Annotated in this window: 16 protein-coding genes; 6 read left to right on the top strand and 10 right to left on the bottom strand. The window is 41.3% G+C overall.

Going from position 1 to position 16,281, the window contains the following annotated elements:
• Positions 1-4 precede the first annotated feature (4 nt).
• Positions 5-1,384 carry a bifunctional UDP-N-acetylglucosamine diphosphorylase/glucosamine-1-phosphate N-acetyltransferase GlmU gene (gene glmU, locus D8862_RS00760; RefSeq protein ID WP_125448318.1) on the bottom strand — a complete coding sequence of 460 codons (1,380 nt, stop codon included), beginning with the start codon at positions 1,382-1,384 and terminating at the stop codon, positions 5-7.
• A gap of 158 nt (positions 1,385-1,542) precedes the next feature.
• Between glmU and D8862_RS00755 the strand changes: the two genes are divergently transcribed.
• The 5 genes from D8862_RS00755 (at position 1,543) to lysS (ending at position 6,026) form a co-directional block, all read left to right on the top strand.
• Positions 1,543-2,343: a glycoside hydrolase family 25 protein gene (locus D8862_RS00755; RefSeq protein WP_125448317.1), complete on the top strand. Its 801-nt coding sequence runs from the start codon at positions 1,543-1,545 to the stop codon at positions 2,341-2,343.
• A 106-nt stretch (positions 2,344-2,449) separates the two neighbouring features.
• Complete coding sequence (locus D8862_RS00750; RefSeq protein WP_125448316.1) at positions 2,450-3,292, top strand: DUF368 domain-containing protein; 843 nt, start codon at positions 2,450-2,452, stop codon at positions 3,290-3,292.
• Entirely contained in the window at positions 3,292-3,774 is a 483-nt protein-coding gene (locus tag D8862_RS00745; protein WP_125448315.1) for an aminoacyl-tRNA deacylase, read from the top strand. Before D8862_RS00750 ends, D8862_RS00745 begins: the two co-directional genes overlap by 1 nt.
• Positions 3,774-4,397 carry a histidine phosphatase family protein gene (locus D8862_RS00740; RefSeq protein WP_125448705.1) on the top strand — a complete coding sequence of 208 codons (624 nt, stop codon included), beginning with the start codon at positions 3,774-3,776 and terminating at the stop codon, positions 4,395-4,397. The genes D8862_RS00745 and D8862_RS00740 overlap by 1 nt, the downstream gene beginning before the upstream one ends.
• A 138-nt stretch (positions 4,398-4,535) precedes the next feature.
• Positions 4,536-6,026 carry a lysine--tRNA ligase gene (lysS, locus tag D8862_RS00735; RefSeq protein WP_125448314.1) on the top strand — a complete coding sequence of 497 codons (1,491 nt, stop codon included), beginning with the start codon at positions 4,536-4,538 and terminating at the stop codon, positions 6,024-6,026.
• A 74-nt stretch (positions 6,027-6,100) separates the two neighbouring features.
• Here lysS and D8862_RS00730 read toward each other — a convergent pair whose 3' ends face one another.
• The 5 genes from D8862_RS00730 to D8862_RS00710 form a co-directional block, all read right to left on the bottom strand.
• Entirely contained in the window at positions 6,101-6,937 is an 837-nt protein-coding gene (locus D8862_RS00730) for an amino acid ABC transporter substrate-binding protein (protein ID WP_125448313.1), read from the bottom strand.
• Positions 6,938-6,948: 11 nt separating this feature from the next.
• Positions 6,949-7,578 carry an amino acid ABC transporter ATP-binding protein gene (locus D8862_RS00725; RefSeq protein ID WP_084946130.1) on the bottom strand — a complete coding sequence of 210 codons (630 nt, stop codon included), beginning with the start codon at positions 7,576-7,578 and terminating at the stop codon, positions 6,949-6,951.
• Between the two features lie 9 nt (positions 7,579-7,587).
• Complete coding sequence (locus tag D8862_RS00720; RefSeq protein WP_084946131.1) at positions 7,588-8,229, bottom strand: amino acid ABC transporter permease; 642 nt, start codon at positions 8,227-8,229, stop codon at positions 7,588-7,590.
• A 137-nt stretch (positions 8,230-8,366) separates the two neighbouring features.
• Positions 8,367-9,596, bottom strand: coding sequence for a tetratricopeptide repeat protein (locus D8862_RS00715; RefSeq protein WP_185760817.1), 1,230 nt, complete (start codon positions 9,594-9,596; stop codon positions 8,367-8,369).
• The gene (locus D8862_RS00710; protein WP_125448312.1) at positions 9,586-10,752 is read right to left on the bottom strand and encodes an AI-2E family transporter; all 1,167 of its coding nucleotides are present in this window, start codon (positions 10,750-10,752) and stop codon (positions 9,586-9,588) included. The genes D8862_RS00715 and D8862_RS00710 overlap by 11 nt, the downstream gene beginning before the upstream one ends.
• 143 nt (positions 10,753-10,895) lie before the next feature.
• Here D8862_RS00710 and D8862_RS00705 point away from each other — a divergent pair, with 143 nt between their 5' ends.
• Positions 10,896-11,909, top strand: a complete 1,014-nt coding sequence (locus tag D8862_RS00705; protein ID WP_125448311.1) for a lactonase family protein — start codon at positions 10,896-10,898, stop codon at positions 11,907-11,909.
• 42 nt (positions 11,910-11,951) lie between these two features.
• Here the strand turns inward: D8862_RS00705 and D8862_RS00700 are convergent, their stop codons facing one another.
• The 4 genes from D8862_RS00700 to atpA form a co-directional block, all read right to left on the bottom strand.
• The gene (locus D8862_RS00700; protein WP_000068036.1) at positions 11,952-12,371 is read right to left on the bottom strand and encodes a F0F1 ATP synthase subunit epsilon; all 420 of its coding nucleotides are present in this window, start codon (positions 12,369-12,371) and stop codon (positions 11,952-11,954) included.
• Positions 12,372-12,381: 10 nt separating this feature from the next.
• On the bottom strand, positions 12,382-13,788 hold the full coding sequence (atpD, locus tag D8862_RS00695) for a F0F1 ATP synthase subunit beta (RefSeq protein WP_125399423.1): 1,407 nt from the start codon (positions 13,786-13,788) through the stop codon (positions 12,382-12,384).
• Between the two features lie 85 nt (positions 13,789-13,873).
• Positions 13,874-14,752 (bottom strand): F0F1 ATP synthase subunit gamma, encoded by an 879-nt coding sequence (locus tag D8862_RS00690; RefSeq protein WP_125448310.1) that lies wholly within the window; start codon positions 14,750-14,752, stop codon positions 13,874-13,876.
• A 15-nt stretch (positions 14,753-14,767) separates the two neighbouring features.
• Positions 14,768-16,273, bottom strand: coding sequence for a F0F1 ATP synthase subunit alpha (atpA, locus tag D8862_RS00685; RefSeq protein ID WP_000996627.1), 1,506 nt, complete (start codon positions 16,271-16,273; stop codon positions 14,768-14,770).
• Between the last annotated feature and the right edge of the window lie 8 nt (positions 16,274-16,281).

The following is a 16,281-nucleotide window of genomic DNA, read 5'->3' as shown; positions in this document are numbered from 1 at the left end:
ACTCCTACTGGTTCTTAGGATGATGAGGTAAGCGTGTTGCGTACTCATCTTTGTTAACTTGTCGTCCACGACCGATAGCAATGGCATCTGCAGGAACATTCTTGGTAATGGTTGAACCAGCTCCAACGAGAGAATTGTCACCTAATTCAACTGGAGCAATAATGGTTGAGTTGGAGCCAACAAAGACATTGTTACCAATCACAGTCTTGTATTTGTTTTTCCCATCATAGTTTACTGTAATGGTACCAGCACCGAAGTTAACATGGCTACCTACTTCACAGTTTCCGATATAGGTCAAATGACCAGCCTTGGTATTCTCACCGATGGACGACCCTTTGACTTCTACGAAGTTACCAATATGAACCTGAGAAGCTAGGCTTGAACCTGGACGAATGTGGGCATAGGGACCGACTGTCACACCGTCCGCAACACTACTCTCCTCAATCATGGAATTCGTAATCACAGCTCCAGCCCCAATGGTGCTATCCACGATATAAGTTCCATTTGTTAAAATAGTCTCCGCACCAATCTTCGTTTGACCTTTCAAGGTAACGTTAGCTTCGATTTGGACTTCAGGAGCAATCTCAACATCAATATCGATGTAAGTTGCTTCTGGATTGATAAAGCTGACGCCATTGACCATATGTTTTTGATTGATACGGCGACGCATCACTGCTTCCGCAGTCGCAAGAGCCACACGATCATTTACTCCAAGACTTTCATCAAAGTCTTTCAGAGTATAGGCACCAACCTTCTCACCCGCATTACGGAAAATACCAATTACATCTGTAATATAATACTCACCTTGAGCATTGTTGGTGTTTATATTTTTAAGAGCTTCAAAAAGACGTTCATTATCGAAAACATAAGTACCAGTATTGATTTCCTTGATTTGTTTTTCAAAATCAGTGGCATCTTTCTGCTCAACAATACGAAGGACTTCAGCATTATCGTTACGAACGATACGACCATACCCAAAAGGATCTGCCGCTTCAGCCGTTAAAATAGTCGCTACATTTTTGTGATTGATATGGAAATCCAAGAGATTTTTCAAGCTTTCACCTGTAATCAGAGGTGTATCCCCAGCGATAACCAAGGTGTGACCAGAGCAATTCTGGAGGATTGGCTCTGCCATCATGACAGCATGACCTGTTCCTAACTGTTCTGACTGGGTAACAAAGTCTGTCTGTCCAGCCAAGACTTGCTCAACTAACTCGGCCTTGTGTCCCACTACGGTAACTGTTTTTTCAGGTTGAATAGCACCAACACTACGAAAAACGTGTTCCAACATCGAAATTCCTGCTACTTTATGAAGTACCTTAGGAAGATCTGATTTCATGCGAGTACCCTTACCCGCTGCTAAAATAATGGCATAATTTGACATACTATTCTCTTTTCTGTAAAAATTCCCTTATATTATACCATAATTTTACTTTTAAAGAACAAACAAACAGGTGCTTTCCTGAAAATCTCCCCTACTTGTCTACATTTCTAAGTGGTTTCCTTTGATTTTTTTAAATTTTTACGATAAACTAAATAAGTATGAGAAAAAAAATTCATCCAGCTATTATTTTGAGTTTATTTGGAATTTTCATAGCGATTTTACTCCTCAATAGACCAAGTTTTGAGGATCATCCTATCAAAACAAAACCAAATGCTCTTCAAGTTGAAACACAAGCCTTGCATAATCTTGACAAACCCATTATCGACGTCTCTGGTTGGCAAAGACCTGAGGAGATTAACTACGACACCTTATCTCAAAACATTTCTGGTGTTATCGTTCGCGTGCACAATGGGGCTCAGCATGCTGAAGCAAATGATGCTGCCTTTATCAATGGTGTCGATAAAGCTTATAAAAATCACATATCAGAATTCCAAAAACGGAATGTCCCTGTGGGGGTTTATGCCTATGTAGCTGGAAAAAGTAAAGAAGATATAGAGAAAGCTGCTGAAGTTTTCTATAATGCTGCTTCTCCCTACAATCCTAGCTACTACTGGTTAGATGTTGAAGAAAAAACAATGTCTGATATGAATGAAGGTGTTGAGGCCTTTCGCGCCAAACTGGCAGCTCTCGGCGCTAAAAACATTGGCATCTACATTGGGGTTTACTTCATGCAAGAGCATAGTATCAATACAGAAAAGTTCACTGCTATTTGGATCCCTTCCTATGGAACGGACTCTGGTTATTTTGAAACGAAGCCAAATACTGATCTGGACTACGATCTCCACCAGTACACTTCTAAAGGAAGAATTGCTGGATTTGAACATCATTTGGACATCAATTTGATTTCCACTGCTAAAGAGAAGGAAGAAACCTTCAGAAAACTATTTTTAAGACCATAAGACAAGTGAAAATAACAAACTTTTTCACTTGTTTTTTCATTTTCTCCCCGTCTGTGTTATAATTGATAGCATAGAGAAAGAATTTTATGAAATTGAGGATTTTATTATGTTTTCATGGATTGCACGAGTTATTAAAGGAATAGTCATCGCCTTAGGATTTATCTTGCCAGGTATTTCTGGAGGAGTTCTGGCTGCAATATTAGGTATCTACGAGCGAATGATCGGCTTTCTAGCTCATCCTTTTAAGGATTTTAAATCAAATGTCCTTTACTTTATCCCAGTAGCTATCGGGATGTTGCTAGGTATTGGTTTGTTTTCTTATCCAGTCGAATATTTGCTAGAAAATTACCAAGTCTATGTTCTATGGAGCTTTGCAGGAGCTATCATTGGCACAATTCCTAGCCTCCTTAAAGAATCTACTCGGGAGTCTGATCGTGATAAGATTGACCTAGTCTGGTTCTGGGCTACCTTTATCATTTCTGGGTTGGGTCTTTACGCTCTCAATTTTGTCGTAGGATCACTCAGCGCAAGTTTTGAAAACTTCATCTTAGCGGGTGCTCTCTTAGCTCTGGGTGTCTTGGTTCCTGGTTTAAGTCCGTCAAATCTCCTCTTGATTTTGGGACTGTACGCTCCTATGCTGATTGGTTTTAAAACCTTTGATTTATTTGGCACCTTTCTTCCTATCGGCATTGGTGCAGGAGCAACCCTCATTATCTTTTCAAAATTGATGGATCATGCCTTGAACAACTACCACTCCCGTGTTTATCACTTTATTATTGGAATTGTTCTGTCGAGCACTCTCTTAATTTTGATTCCAAATGCTGGAAATGCTGAAAGTATCCAATACACTGGGCTTTCCATTGTGAGCTATGTTCTCATTGCCTTCTTCTTTGCGCTTGGTATCTGGCTTGGTATCTGGATGAGTCAGTTGGAGGATAAGTATAAATAATGGCAAAGAAAGTCAAGAATAAAAAAACCTTGGTCGAACAAATCTTAACCAAGGCGGGTATCGACCATATCGGTATTCAAATCAATGCACTTAAAGGAGAACTTCCTCCTGAATACGACCGAACACATATCTTTAAAACCTTGGCTCTGCTGGGAGACAAGACAGGCCCAATCATCGGAATCGTCCCCATAACAGAACACCTCGCTGAGAAAAAATTAGCAAAGGTTTCTGGAAATAAAAAAGTGAGCATGATTCCACAGAAAGACTTAGAAAAAACGACAGGCTATATTCATGGGGCAAATAACCCCGTCGGCATTCGCCAAAAACACAATTATCCTATTTTTATTGATAAAACAGCTTTAGATTTGGACAAGATGATCGTCTCTGCTGGGGAAGTCGGGCATAGTATTATCATTGCTCCGCAAGACTTGGCTAGCTTTGTGAAAGCAGATTTTGCAGATATTTTGGAGGAAAACAAGTGATGAAACTCTATTTTGTCCGTCATGGCCGTACCCTCTGGAATCTTGAAGGTCGCTTTCAAGGTGCTAGTGGCGACTCACCCCTTCTTCCAGAGTCTATTGATATCCTAAAGCAACTTGGCCAGTATCTCAAGGAAATACCTTTTGATAAGATATATTCAAGTGATTTACCCAGAGCGGTCAAATCTGCTGAAATTATCCAAAGTCAACTCCAGACACCCTGTCCTTTAGAAAGTATTCCTGACCTGCGCGAATGGCAACTTGGAAAACTTGAAGGTTTAAAAATCGCAACGCTCAATGCCATCTATCCACAACAAATCAAGGCCTTTCGCTCCAATCTAGCTCAGTTTGATACAAGGATGTTTGAAGCGGAATCCCTTTACAGTACTACCAAACGCACCATTCAATTTATCAAATCTCTGAAAGGAAGTCTGGCTGAAAACATTCTAATCGTTGGTCATGGGGCAAATCTCACTGCTAGCCTTCGTACTCTCTTAGGCTATAAAGAGGCTCACCTCCGCAAAGATGGAGGCTTGGCCAATGCCAGTCTTACAATTTTGGAGACTAAGGATTTTGAAACCTTCACTCTGGAAAGATGGAATGACACTTCCTATCAAGAAAAATAATGGAACTTGATCCCAATGGTCAAGTTCTTTTTAGTTTTCAAAGAATATCCGTGAATTTCTCTGCTATTTATGATAAAATGGGAGTATCGTAAAAAATGACTCATCGTATCAAATTTTGAGTAAAACTAGGAGGATCCCATGTCAACAGAACATATGGAAGAACTAAATGACCAGCAGATCGTTCGCCGTGAAAAAATGGCTGCGCTCCGTGAGCAGGGAATCGATCCCTTCGGAAAACGTTTTGAACGTACTGCTAACTCACAAGAGCTTAAAGAGAAATTTGCAGAACTCGATAAAGAACAATTACATGAATTAAACGAAACTGCTACTATCGCTGGACGTTTAGTAACTAAACGTGGTAAAGGGAAAGTCGGCTTTGCCCATCTTCAAGACCGAGAAGGTCAAATCCAGATCTACGTTCGTAAAGACGAAGTCGGTGAAGAAAACTACGAAATTTTCAAAAAGGCTGACCTCGGTGACTTCCTTGGTGTCGAAGGTGAAGTCATGCGTACCGATATGGGAGAACTTTCTATCAAGGCAACTCACATTACACACTTGTCTAAAGCACTTCGCCCGCTTCCCGAGAAATTCCACGGTTTGACTGATGTTGAAACAATTTACCGTAAACGTTACCTTGACTTGATTTCTAACCGTGAAAGCTTTGAGCGTTTTGTCACTCGTTCAAAAATCATCTCTGAAATCCGTCGTTATCTAGACCAAAAAGGTTTCCTTGAAGTGGAAACACCTGTCCTTCACAACGAAGCCGGTGGTGCTGCGGCTCGTCCATTTATCACTCACCACAATGCCCAAAACATTGACATGGTACTTCGTATCGCAACTGAGCTTCACTTGAAACGTCTTATCGTTGGTGGTATGGAGCGCGTTTATGAGATTGGCCGTATCTTCCGTAACGAAGGAATGGACGCCACTCATAACCCTGAGTTCACTTCTATCGAAGTTTATCAAGCTTATGCTGACTTCCAAGATATCATGGACTTGACTGAGGGTATTATCCAACATGCTGCTAAATCAGTCAAAGGTGATGGCCCAGTAAACTATCAAGGAACTGAAATTAATATCAATGAACCGTTTAAACGTGTTCATATGGTGGATGCTATCAAGGAAATTACTGGTGTTGATTTCTGGCAAGATATGACTTTCGAAGAAGCAAAAGCTATCGCTGCTGAGAAGAAAGTTCCAGTTGAAAAACACTACACTGAAGTTGGTCACATCATCAACGCTTTCTTTGAAGAGTACGTTGAAGAAACCTTGATCCAACCAACCTTTGTCTATGGTCATCCAGTAGCTGTTTCACCGCTCGCTAAGAAAAATCCTGAAGACGAACGCTTTACTGACCGTTTCGAGCTCTTCATTATGACCAAGGAATATGGTAATGCCTTTACCGAGTTGAACGACCCAATCGATCAACTTAGCCGTTTTGAAGCTCAAGCTAAAGCTAAAGAACTTGGGGACGATGAAGCAACAGGTATCGACTATGACTACATTGAGGCTCTTGAATACGGTATGCCTCCAACAGGTGGTTTGGGTATCGGTATCGACCGTCTCTGCATGCTCCTCACTGATACAACCACTATCCGTGACGTATTGCTCTTCCCAACAATGAAATAAACTAATGTCCTCTGGTGATTGCCAGAGGATTTTTTGATACAAAAAGAGACTGAGGTACACTCAATCTCTTTTTCTTATTCTTGATTTTTCACCTGACTGGTGGCTACATCTTCCCCAAACCATTTTTGACTAATTTCTTGGAACTTACCATCCTTGTAAAGACTAGAAAATCCTTCATTTATCTTATTAACCAGAGTTGTATCTTCCTTACGTGCTCCAACTGCAAAAGCTTCTGTTTCTAGTCCAACTGTAAAGACATTATAATCGTTTAAAACGCCTTCTGCTTCTAAATAATAGTTTGCATAGACACGATCAATCAATAGGCCGTCAATTCGATCGTTTTTCAAATCAATCAAGGCTTCATTAAAGGTTTGGTATTGATTCGCTTCATTATTAGCGACAATATCCTTCAAAATCGCTGGCTTTCCTTCAAAGTCCGCATAACCAGATGAACCAGCTTGAGCTCCCAAAATCTTTCCAGTCATATCTTTTGCAGTTGTGATACCTGACGATTTCTTAGTAACCAATACCTGCTCATTCTTCATATATGAGTTACTGAATGCTACCTTTTCACGACGTTCGTCTGTAGCGGAATAGCCATTCCAAATCAGATCAATCGTTCCTTTTGTCAATTCAGCTTCTTTCAAATCCCAATCAATCGGTTGCCAATTTACCGTAATTCCGTATTTTTCAAAAACAGCTGTAGCTAAATCAATATCAAATCCTGCATAGGAACCATCTTTCTGAGCAAATCCCATTGGAACAAAAGTACTATCAAATCCAATGGTAATAGACTTGTTAGACTCGTACTTAGACCAATTATCTCCACTAGTTTCACTAGAATTTTTCCCACAAGCTGCTAAGAACAAAGCAGTCATTAGACTAACTAATACAAGCATCAATTTTTTCATCATTTTTCCTCCTATTTAGGCTCTACTTTTAATAATACATCTGCAACATTTTCAGCGAATTGTAAATCGTGGGTAACCACAATTTGCGTCATCCCAAGTTCCCTATTTTGCAAAATCAGTTTTTCCACTTCCAAGCGTAATTCTGGATCCAAGGCAGAAGTTGGTTCATCGTAACCAATGATTTCTGGGTCAATCATCATAGCACGCGCCAAAGCCACCCGCTGCTTTTGCCCACCTGATAATGAAAATGGATAAGCATCTGCGTGCCCTGCTAGTCCTAACTGTTCCAAGAGTCCACGCGCCTTCTTCTCAGCCTCTTCCTGCTTCATTCCCATAGTTTTCACAGGCGATAGGGTCAAATTGTCCAGAACTGATAAATGAGGGAAAAGTTGAAAATCTTGGAAGACAAATCCTAGTAGGTTGCGCTTTTCTAGTTCGTCTAAAGCTAGCGATTCGCCGTTATAGTAGATTTCTCCCGAATCGATAGTTTCCAATCCAGCTAACATACGTAATAAGGTTGTTTTTCCGCCTCCTGATGGACCTACGATTGCCAGGATTTGCTTTTCAGGAATTGATAGGCTGAAATTAGTTAAGATTTGTTTGCCACCAAAGGCCTTGTTGATGTTTCGTAATTCTAACATGGTAACCTCCTATCTATAGTAACTGTACTTCTTCTCAACTTTTTTGGCAAGGATAGTCACAATACCAATCAAAATCAAGTAAATTGCTCCTGCCAAGAACATAGGAATCAGACTAGCATCACGGTTGGCTGCTGTCCGACTAGCCAAAATCAAATCTGAAATCCCTAAAGCATAGACCAGAGAAGTATCCTTGACCAAACTCATGACTTCATTAAATACACTAGGAAGAACAATTTTGGTCACCTGTGGTAAGATAATATAGCGCACTGTGGCAATAGGGCTAAACTTCAAGACCTTAGCAGCCTCATATTGCCCCTTAGGAATAGTATCAATCCCCCCACGGAAGATTTCAGCAAAGTAAGCCGCATAATTCAAAACAAAGGCAATAATAGCCGCAGGAAGGCGATCCAAACGAATCCCAATATTTGGGAGCACATAATAGATAAAGATCAATTGCAAGAGCAAGGGTGTTCCTCGCATGATCCAGATATAAATGTTGATCAGATAATGGAGGAGTTTCCAATGGACTTGCAAGGCAAAGGCAATCAAAACGCCCAAGGGAATAGACAAAATCAAGACCAGTACAAAAACCTGTAAAGTCATGCTTGCACCGCTCAATAAACTCGGTAATATCTCAAACAAATAAGACATACTGCACCTCCTAAAAATAATTGTTCCTATTATAGCATAAATAAACAATTTAGCAAGGTTTATTGTAAAAAAATTCTATTTCTTTCAAAAAACGTATCTGCCAAATTGACGGATACGCTCTTTTAGAGAGATAACTTTTAAAGTGTTTCTATGAGTTCCTGCATTTGAACATCATCTGGAACGAGTTTTAAATAGGCTTCGGCTTGCACTTTGGCTTCTTCAAAATATCCCAATTCACGCAAGAGATAAGTATACTGCTCCAGAAACTCTGGATTGTCCTTGAGGTCAGATGACAGTTCTTGATAGAGCTCATAGGCCTTATCTAAATCCTCGATTTTCTGGTAAGAGCGTGCAATCATCCACTTGGTCAGGAGGTTTTCAGGTTCTTGACTTTGAAGAGCGATGATATCCTCAAACCGCTCTTGTTCCATATAAATGGTTGCAAGGCGAAGGAATATTTCTTCTGTATCCTCTGCGTCTTCTTTGGCAGTAAGGAGAAACTGCTCAGCACCACTAGGATCATGTAATTCATACGAAAACTGAGAAGCAGATAGCAAGAGACGAGTCTCAAATGGATTTTTCTCCAAACCTTGTTTAGCGATACGAAGGGCCTCTTCCACCTGATGTTCCTTGTGCAAAGCTTGACTATAACCATACTCATATCCTTCAAAATCTGGTGAAATGGTATCAATCTGCTTAAAGTAGAGAGTTGATTTTTGATACTCTTCTTGGTCAAAGTAAAGACTAGCCAGTTCAAAGGCAGTTTGGTCATCGTATTCTAGTTCTAAAGCTTTTTCTAAGAATTCTGTAGCAGCTTCAAACTTGCCTAACTGGGCATAAGCGTAGCCAATTCGTTGGTAGGTTGAGACACCCGTTTGCTCATAGATGGAGCGATTGTCTAATTGAGCATAGCTCTGAATAGCTTCCTGATAATTTCCTAACTCACTATCCAACTCAGCCAAACCAAAAACTAATAACGGTTCATCTGAGTAGTTTAAGGCTTCCAGTAACTTTTCACGTGCTACATCTGTCAATCCTTCCAACTGATAGAGGTCGGCCTTCAAGGCCAAAGCCGATACATACCAGTCACTTTCAGGTGTGATTTCCTCAAGGTAAGCAAAGGCTTCCTCAGCATTGCCATCCTCGCTAGCAATGCTGGCTAAGTTCAGATTCACTTCTGGAAATTCTGTAATGATATTTTGGTAAATTTCTTTTGCTTGAGGATAAAATCCAATTCCCTCTAGATAGCTTGCTAGTTCATAGAGAACTTCACTTGAATCTGTTTCGAGGGCTTTGTGAAAAAACTGATCCGCTTTGCTTAAATCCTGTTCATCCAAAGCCTGAAGCATGCGTTGACTATTGTTCACTCTTGATTTCCTCCCCTTCTTCTTCATACAAACCGCTGACTTTTTTGTACCAGTTAAAGATAGCTGAGATAACGACCTTGGCAGAGGCATAGACAGGGATTCCCAGCAAGACTCCCCAAATACCAAACATAGATCCTGAAGTTAGGAGAACAAAGAGAACATTGATCGGATGGATGTTCAGTTGACTACCTAAAATAAGTGGAGAAACGAAGCGACCTTCAATCGTTTGTTCAACAATAAAGACAATGACGACTTTTAAAAGCATGACTGGTCCTGCAATCAAGCCAAGAACTAAAGCTGGAAGCATGGCAAGGAAACTACCCAGGTAAGGTACTAGATTGAGGATACCAGCCGTAATACCAAGAGTCACAGCATATCTGAGACCAATAATCTTAAAGAAAATAATAAACATGATGGCTACAATAATAGCAACTGTAACCTGTCCTCTAACATAGTTTGACAACTGTTTATTGACATCCGATAGGACTTCACCCGCAGGTTCTTTTAACTTCGTTGGAATAAACTTAGTCAAATAATCTCGCAAGCCTTTTCCATCGCGCAAGAGATAGAAGAGCATAAAGGGTACGATAATGACCGCTACAATCACCTGAGAAACACTACTGATAAAGGCGCTGACCCAGTTGACGGCTTGAGAAGAAATTTTGCTGGCCCATATCGTTGCTTCTGTAGAAACATTTGCAAGAACCTGCTCCAACTGAGGTCTAAAATCATCTGGCAAGTGCTTGGTTACAAGGTCATTGATAACCATATCAGCATCCTTAAGATATGTCGGTACATTCTTTGCAAAATTTAAGACTTGGCGTTGCAGATTTGGAATAGCGACTGCCAGACCCCAAATGATAAAAAGTCCAATAATGACAAAAACTATACTGATAGCAAGAACGCGATTGATCTTGTGTTTCTCCATCCAGTCAACAATCGGATTGAGGAGGTAATAAAGTAAACCAGATAAAATAACTGGCAACATCACAACCCCTAAAAAATCCAAAACTGGTAAAAAGATAAAACTAATCTTACTTAGAATAAAAATATTAAGCCCCAGTAACAAGGTTACTAAAAATACAGTGATAGCTTTATTATCTAAAAACCACTTGAAAAACCAAGATAGGCTAAAATGTTTCTCTTTATGTTCCATAAATACATCCTTTCTGTCGTTCTCTCATTATACCATTTTTAGACTAAAATAACTCTTATTAAAGTGCTTACATAGATTAAACGAACACTTCCTGACTGTCATTTTGTGGTATAATGAACTTATCATTATTAAGAGGTATGGACATGAAAGAAACTGTTTATTTTGGAACTTATACTCGTCGCTTATCTAAAGGGATTTACAAGGCAGATTTTGATACAGAAACAGGCCAGCTTGCAAATCTTGAACTCTTTGCTGCTGAACCAAGTCCGACCTACCTTGCCTTTGACCAACAGCAACACTTATACACCGTAGGAAGTCAGGATGGCTTGGGGGGAATCGCTGCTTACAAGACCGATGGTACTTTGTTAAATCATGTGGTTGAAGAAGGCGCTCCCCATTGTTATGTGGCAGTGGATGAAAAGCGCAATCTCGTTTACGGAGCCAACTACCACAAAGGCCAAGTTCTGGTTTATCAGCGCCAAGCAGATGGTAGTCTCATCCAAACGGACCTGGATCAGCATAGTGGACATGGTCCTCATGAAAACCAAACTTCCCCACATGTTCACTTTACGAATCTAACACCTGACCAGTATCTCATCACATGTGACCTCGGTACGGACGAAGTAACGACCTACGATGTTAGCCTAGAAGGAAAACTAAGTAAGCTCCACACTTATCACAGCCAGTCTGGAGCAGGTGCTCGCCACATCGTTTTCCACCACCACTATAAGATTGCCTATCTCATTTGCGAACTAAATAGTACCATTGAAGTCTTGATTTACGATGGGGTTGGTGAATTTGAACGCATGCAAGTCATTTCAACCTTACCAGACGGCTATGAGAGATTCAATGCTACTGCAGCCATTCGTCTTTCAAAAGATGGGAAATACCTTTATGCATCCAACCGAGGCCATGATTCCATTGCAGTCTATACAATCCTCGCTGATGGTAGTCTGGAATTATTAGAGATTGTTCCAACACATGGACAAAATCCACGTGATTTCGACCTAACTCCTGATCAAGAGTTTCTCATTGCTGTTCATCAAGATTCTGATAACGCAACCGTCTTTAAGCGTAATCCTGAAAGTGGTCGTCTTGCAGAACTTTCTAACGATTTCCATGTCCCAGAAGCAGTCTGCATCCACTTTGCGAACTAAGATAATCAAAAAATGAACTTGAGATTCAAGTTCATTTTTTGATTATAGTTTATTTCCGACATTAATACGGTTAATGGCACGTTGAAGAGCAATCTTAGCGCGTCGTTCTTGGTCAATTAAGTGCTTGTCTTGAGCTTCTTCAATTTCACGTTCGGCGCGAAGTTTAGCACGTTCAGCACGGCTGATATCGATATCACGAGCACGCTCTGCTGAGTCGGCTACAATGGTAATGATGTCATTGGCAATCTCGATAATCCCTCCGTTCACTGCAATCCAGTTCACATGAGTATCATCATCGATTCGTTTTACCTTTACTTCATCAACCGCTAAAACCGCAATCATATTTTCATGTCGTGGCAAGATCCCCATCTCACCATCCAGAGTTCGTACCGATACAAAGCTGGCATGGTGATCATAGACGAGGCCATCTGGTGTCACGATCTGGACAGTTAACTGAGCCATAGATCACCTCTTAAAATCCCATTTTCTCTGCCTTAGCAATGACGTCTTCGATTGAACCAACTCCACGGAAGGCATCTTCTGGCAAGTGGTCATGTTTCCCTTCAAGGATTTCCTTGAAACCACGAACCGTTTCTGCTACTGGTACATAAGAACCAGGTTGGCCAGTAAATTGCTCCGCAACGTTGAAGTTTTGTGACAAGAAGAACTGGATACGACGAGCACGAGCAACCAAGGTCTTTTCTTCATCAGAAAGCTCATCCATACCAAGGATGGCAATAATATCTTGCAATTCATGGTAACGTTGAAGGACACGTTTGACTTCAGCAGCAACTGCATAGTGCTCTTCTCCAACAATCTCAGGTGCCAAGGCACGAGAGCTTGAAGCCAACGGATCAACGGCTGGGTAAATCCCCAATTGTACCAACTTACGTTCCAAGTTTGTAGTTGAATCCAAGTGAGCGAAGGCTGTCGCTGGCGCTGGGTCAGTATAGTCATCCGCTGGCACGTAGATGGCCTGGATAGAGGTTACAGAACCCTTCTTAGTTGATGTGATACGTTCTTGCAATTGACCCATTTCCGTAGCAAGTGTTGGTTGGTAACCAACGGCTGATGGCATACGACCCAAAAGGGCAGATACTTCTGAACCAGCTTGAGTGAAACGGAAGATATTATCGATAAAGAGAAGCACGTCTTGGCCTTCTACATCACGGAAGTATTCGGCGATTGTCAAACCAGTAAGGGCAACACGCATACGTGCTCCTGGTGGCTCATTCATCTGACCAAATACCATGGCTGTTTTCTCGATAACGCCTGATTCTTTCATTTCCCAGTAAAGGTCGTTCCCCTCACGAGTACGTTCCCCAACACCGGTAAATACTGAAATACCACCGTGTTCTTGGGCAATATTGTGAATCAATTCTTGAATCAAGACGGTTTTACCAACTCCGGCACCACCGAAAAGTCCAACTTTACCACCTTTTAGGTAAGGGGCAAGAAGGTCGATAACCTTGATCCCTGTTTCCAAGATTTCAGACGAGGTAGACAATTCATCAAAAGTTGGAGCTTTTTTATGAATTGGCTGACGCTCAGCGTCTTCAGCGAAAGGAGCATCCAAGTCAATAGTATCCCCCAAAACGTTGAAGACACGTCCCAAAGTTTCTTTACCTACTGGCACAGAGATTGGACGGCCTGTGTCCAAAACTTCCATTCCACGAGTCAAACCATCTGTTGATTCCATGGCGATCGTACGGATCATACCATCACCCAACTCCAAGGCTACTTCAAGGACGATTTTTGTTTTTCTTTCGTCATTTTTGTAGACGACAAGTGCATTGTTAATCTCAGGAAGTGGTTCCCCAGCCGCAAACAAAACGTCTACAACGGGTCCGATAACCTGAGCAATTTTACCTGAACTCATCTCCTTCTCCTATTCTATATAAGATACTGTCGGTTCCTAGTTTACCTAGGGCCTAAGTTCATTTTGATACGTACAGGGTAAGGCCTTATTCTAAGGCACTAGCCCCCGCTACGATTTCTGTAATTTCTTGTGTAATCGCCGCCTGTCTGGCACGGTTATACTGGATTGTCAAATCATTGATGACCTTCTTAGCATTATCAGTCGCTGTTTGCATAGCTGTCATACCAGCGGCATTTTCAGCTGTCTTGGCATCGATAATAGCCCCGTAAATCATACTTTCAGCATACTGTGGCAACAATTGCTCTAGAATCTCATCACGGCTCGTTTCCAACTCAAAGGTCAAGCTATACTCTTCATCCGCTTCATTTGGATCAAGGTCAACAATCGGAAGCATTTGCTCCACACGCATTTGGCTGGTAAGCGTATTGACGTGGTGATTATAGCAGACATAGAGTTCATCAAAGAGTTCATTTTGATACATTTCAATCGTTTTTGAAATAATTTTATGAACTTCATCAAAACTTGGTTGGTCAGCCAAGCCACGCAATTCATAGATTGGCTGAATGCCACGAGCCTTGAAAAAGTCAGCTCCCATACCACCAATACAGATAACTTCAAAGTCATCACCATTTGGATGATATTCTTCTTTCAGCTCCATCACAGCTTTAAGGATGGAAGCATTATAACCTCCAACCAAGCCACGGTCTGAAGTAATAACGATATAGCCTGTTTTCTTAACTGGACGACTGATGAGCATTGGATTGTTAGAACCACCAGATCCGTTACCATGCAGAATATCCGTCAAAAGCTTACGAACCTTCTGAGCATAAACTTGAAAATTGCGTGCTGCTTCTTCAGAGCGACCTAACTTGGCAGCCGATACCATTTGCATGGCATTAGTGATTTGACTAGTATTTTTTGTTGAGGCGATTTTTGTTTTAATATCATTTAGAGATACTGCCATCTGACACCTCTATTCTTATTGGAAGCTGGATTGATTGAGAAACTCTGTAATCGCAGCATCCAAGACTGCTTCTTCTGGCAAGTCTTTTGTTTCACGAATAGTTTCCAAAATCTCTGGATGTTGTGCATCAAAGAAATCATGAAACTCTTCCTCAAAACGAACAATGTCATCTACAGGAATCGTATCCAAGAAACCATGTGTCAAAGCATAAAGAATGGTTACTTGTTTCTCAACAGGTAATGGTTTATGAACTGGTTGTTTCAGAACTTCAACCGTACGACGACCACGATTCAACTTAGCCTGAGTTGCTGCATCCAAGTCCGAACCAAACTTAGTGAAGGCTTCCAACTCACGGTATGAAGCAAGGTCGATACGAAGAGTACCAGCAACCTTCTTCATGGCTTTAATTTGAGCGGAACCACCTACACGAGATACAGATGAACCTGCATCAATAGCTGGACGAATACCCGCATTGAAGAGACCATCTCCAAGGAAGATTTGTCCATCTGTGATTGAAATCACGTTGGTTGCGATATAAGCAGAGATATCTCCTGCTTGTGTCTCAATAAATGGTAGGGCTGTGATTGATCCACCACCAAGCTCATCAGAAACTTTAGCTGAGCGCTCAAGCAAACGGCTGTGAAGGTAGAAAACATCCCCTGGGAAGGCTTCACGACCTGGAGGACGACGAAGCAAGAGGGAAAGCTCACGATAAGCTACCGCTTGTTTTGAAAGATCATCATATACGATCAAAACATGCTTCCCTTGGTACATAAATTCTTCTGCCATAGCTACTCCCGCATAAGGAGCTAGGAAAAGCAATGGAGACGGTTGTGAAGCAGAAGCCGTCACAACGATTGTGTAGTCCAAGGCACCGTACTGACGAAGTGTTTCTACTTGTGTACGAACGGTTGATTCTTTTTGTCCAATTGCAACATAGATACAGATCATATCTTGACCTTTTTGGTTCAAGATTGTATCAATCGCAATGGTTGTTTTCCCAGTCTGACGGTCACCGATGATCAACTCACGTTGACCACGACCAATCGGTACAAGGGCGTCAATAGCTTTCAAACCTGTTTGCAATGGTTCTGAAACAGACTTACGCTCCATAACACCAGGAGCTGATGCTTCTACTGGACGAGTCTTGTCAGTATGGATTTCTCCGAGACCGTCAACTGGACGACCAAGTGGATCCACAACACGTCCAATCAAGTTATCACCAACTGGGACTTCCATGATTTTACCTGTACGGCGGATTGTATCCCCTTCACGGATATCCGTAAAGTCACCTAAGATGATAATCCCAACATCTGTAGACTCCAAGTTTTGCGCCATACCATAAGAGCCATTTTCAAAAATCAAGAGCTCTCCACTCATGGCATTTTCAAGTCCGTGGGCACGCGCAATACCGTCCCCGATATAGGTTACAACACCAGTTTCAGTCACATCAAAATTGGGTTTGAAATTTTCAATTTGTTGCTTAATTAAAGCGCTGATTTCTTGTGCGTTAATTGCCAAAAGAACAC

The organism is Streptococcus oralis, assembly GCF_003942585.1.
GTDB lineage: Bacteria > Bacillota > Bacilli > Lactobacillales > Streptococcaceae > Streptococcus > Streptococcus oralis_BE.
Note: the sequence above shows the minus strand (reverse complement) of the source record. Positions and strands in the feature narration are given on the sequence as shown.

What these genes read in the sequence shown, in the direction of transcription:
- atpD (WP_125399423.1), bottom strand. Translation starts at nt 13,788, where the DNA reads ATGAGTTCAGGTAAAATTGCTCAGGTTATCGGACCCGTTGTAGACGTT.
- D8862_RS00705 (WP_125448311.1), top strand. Translation starts at nt 10,896, where the DNA reads ATGAAAGAAACTGTTTATTTTGGAACTTATACTCGTCGCTTATCTAAA.
- D8862_RS00690 (WP_125448310.1), bottom strand. Translation starts at nt 14,752, where the DNA reads ATGGCAGTATCTCTAAATGATATTAAAACAAAAATCGCCTCAACAAAA.
- D8862_RS00755 (WP_125448317.1), top strand. Translation starts at nt 1,543, where the DNA reads ATGAGAAAAAAAATTCATCCAGCTATTATTTTGAGTTTATTTGGAATT.
- D8862_RS00700 (WP_000068036.1), bottom strand. Translation starts at nt 12,371, where the DNA reads ATGGCTCAGTTAACTGTCCAGATCGTGACACCAGATGGCCTCGTCTAT.
- D8862_RS00730 (WP_125448313.1), bottom strand. Translation starts at nt 6,937, where the DNA reads ATGAAAAAATTGATGCTTGTATTAGTTAGTCTAATGACTGCTTTGTTC.
- D8862_RS00710 (WP_125448312.1), bottom strand. Translation starts at nt 10,752, where the DNA reads ATGGAACATAAAGAGAAACATTTTAGCCTATCTTGGTTTTTCAAGTGG.
- D8862_RS00740 (WP_125448705.1), top strand. Translation starts at nt 3,774, where the DNA reads ATGAAACTCTATTTTGTCCGTCATGGCCGTACCCTCTGGAATCTTGAA.
- D8862_RS00725 (WP_084946130.1), bottom strand. Translation starts at nt 7,578, where the DNA reads ATGTTAGAATTACGAAACATCAACAAGGCCTTTGGTGGCAAACAAATC.
- D8862_RS00745 (WP_125448315.1), top strand. Translation starts at nt 3,292, where the DNA reads ATGGCAAAGAAAGTCAAGAATAAAAAAACCTTGGTCGAACAAATCTTA.
- glmU (WP_125448318.1), bottom strand. Translation starts at nt 1,384, where the DNA reads ATGTCAAATTATGCCATTATTTTAGCAGCGGGTAAGGGTACTCGCATG.
- D8862_RS00750 (WP_125448316.1), top strand. Translation starts at nt 2,450, where the DNA reads ATGTTTTCATGGATTGCACGAGTTATTAAAGGAATAGTCATCGCCTTA.
- D8862_RS00720 (WP_084946131.1), bottom strand. Translation starts at nt 8,229, where the DNA reads ATGTCTTATTTGTTTGAGATATTACCGAGTTTATTGAGCGGTGCAAGC.
- lysS (WP_125448314.1), top strand. Translation starts at nt 4,536, where the DNA reads ATGTCAACAGAACATATGGAAGAACTAAATGACCAGCAGATCGTTCGC.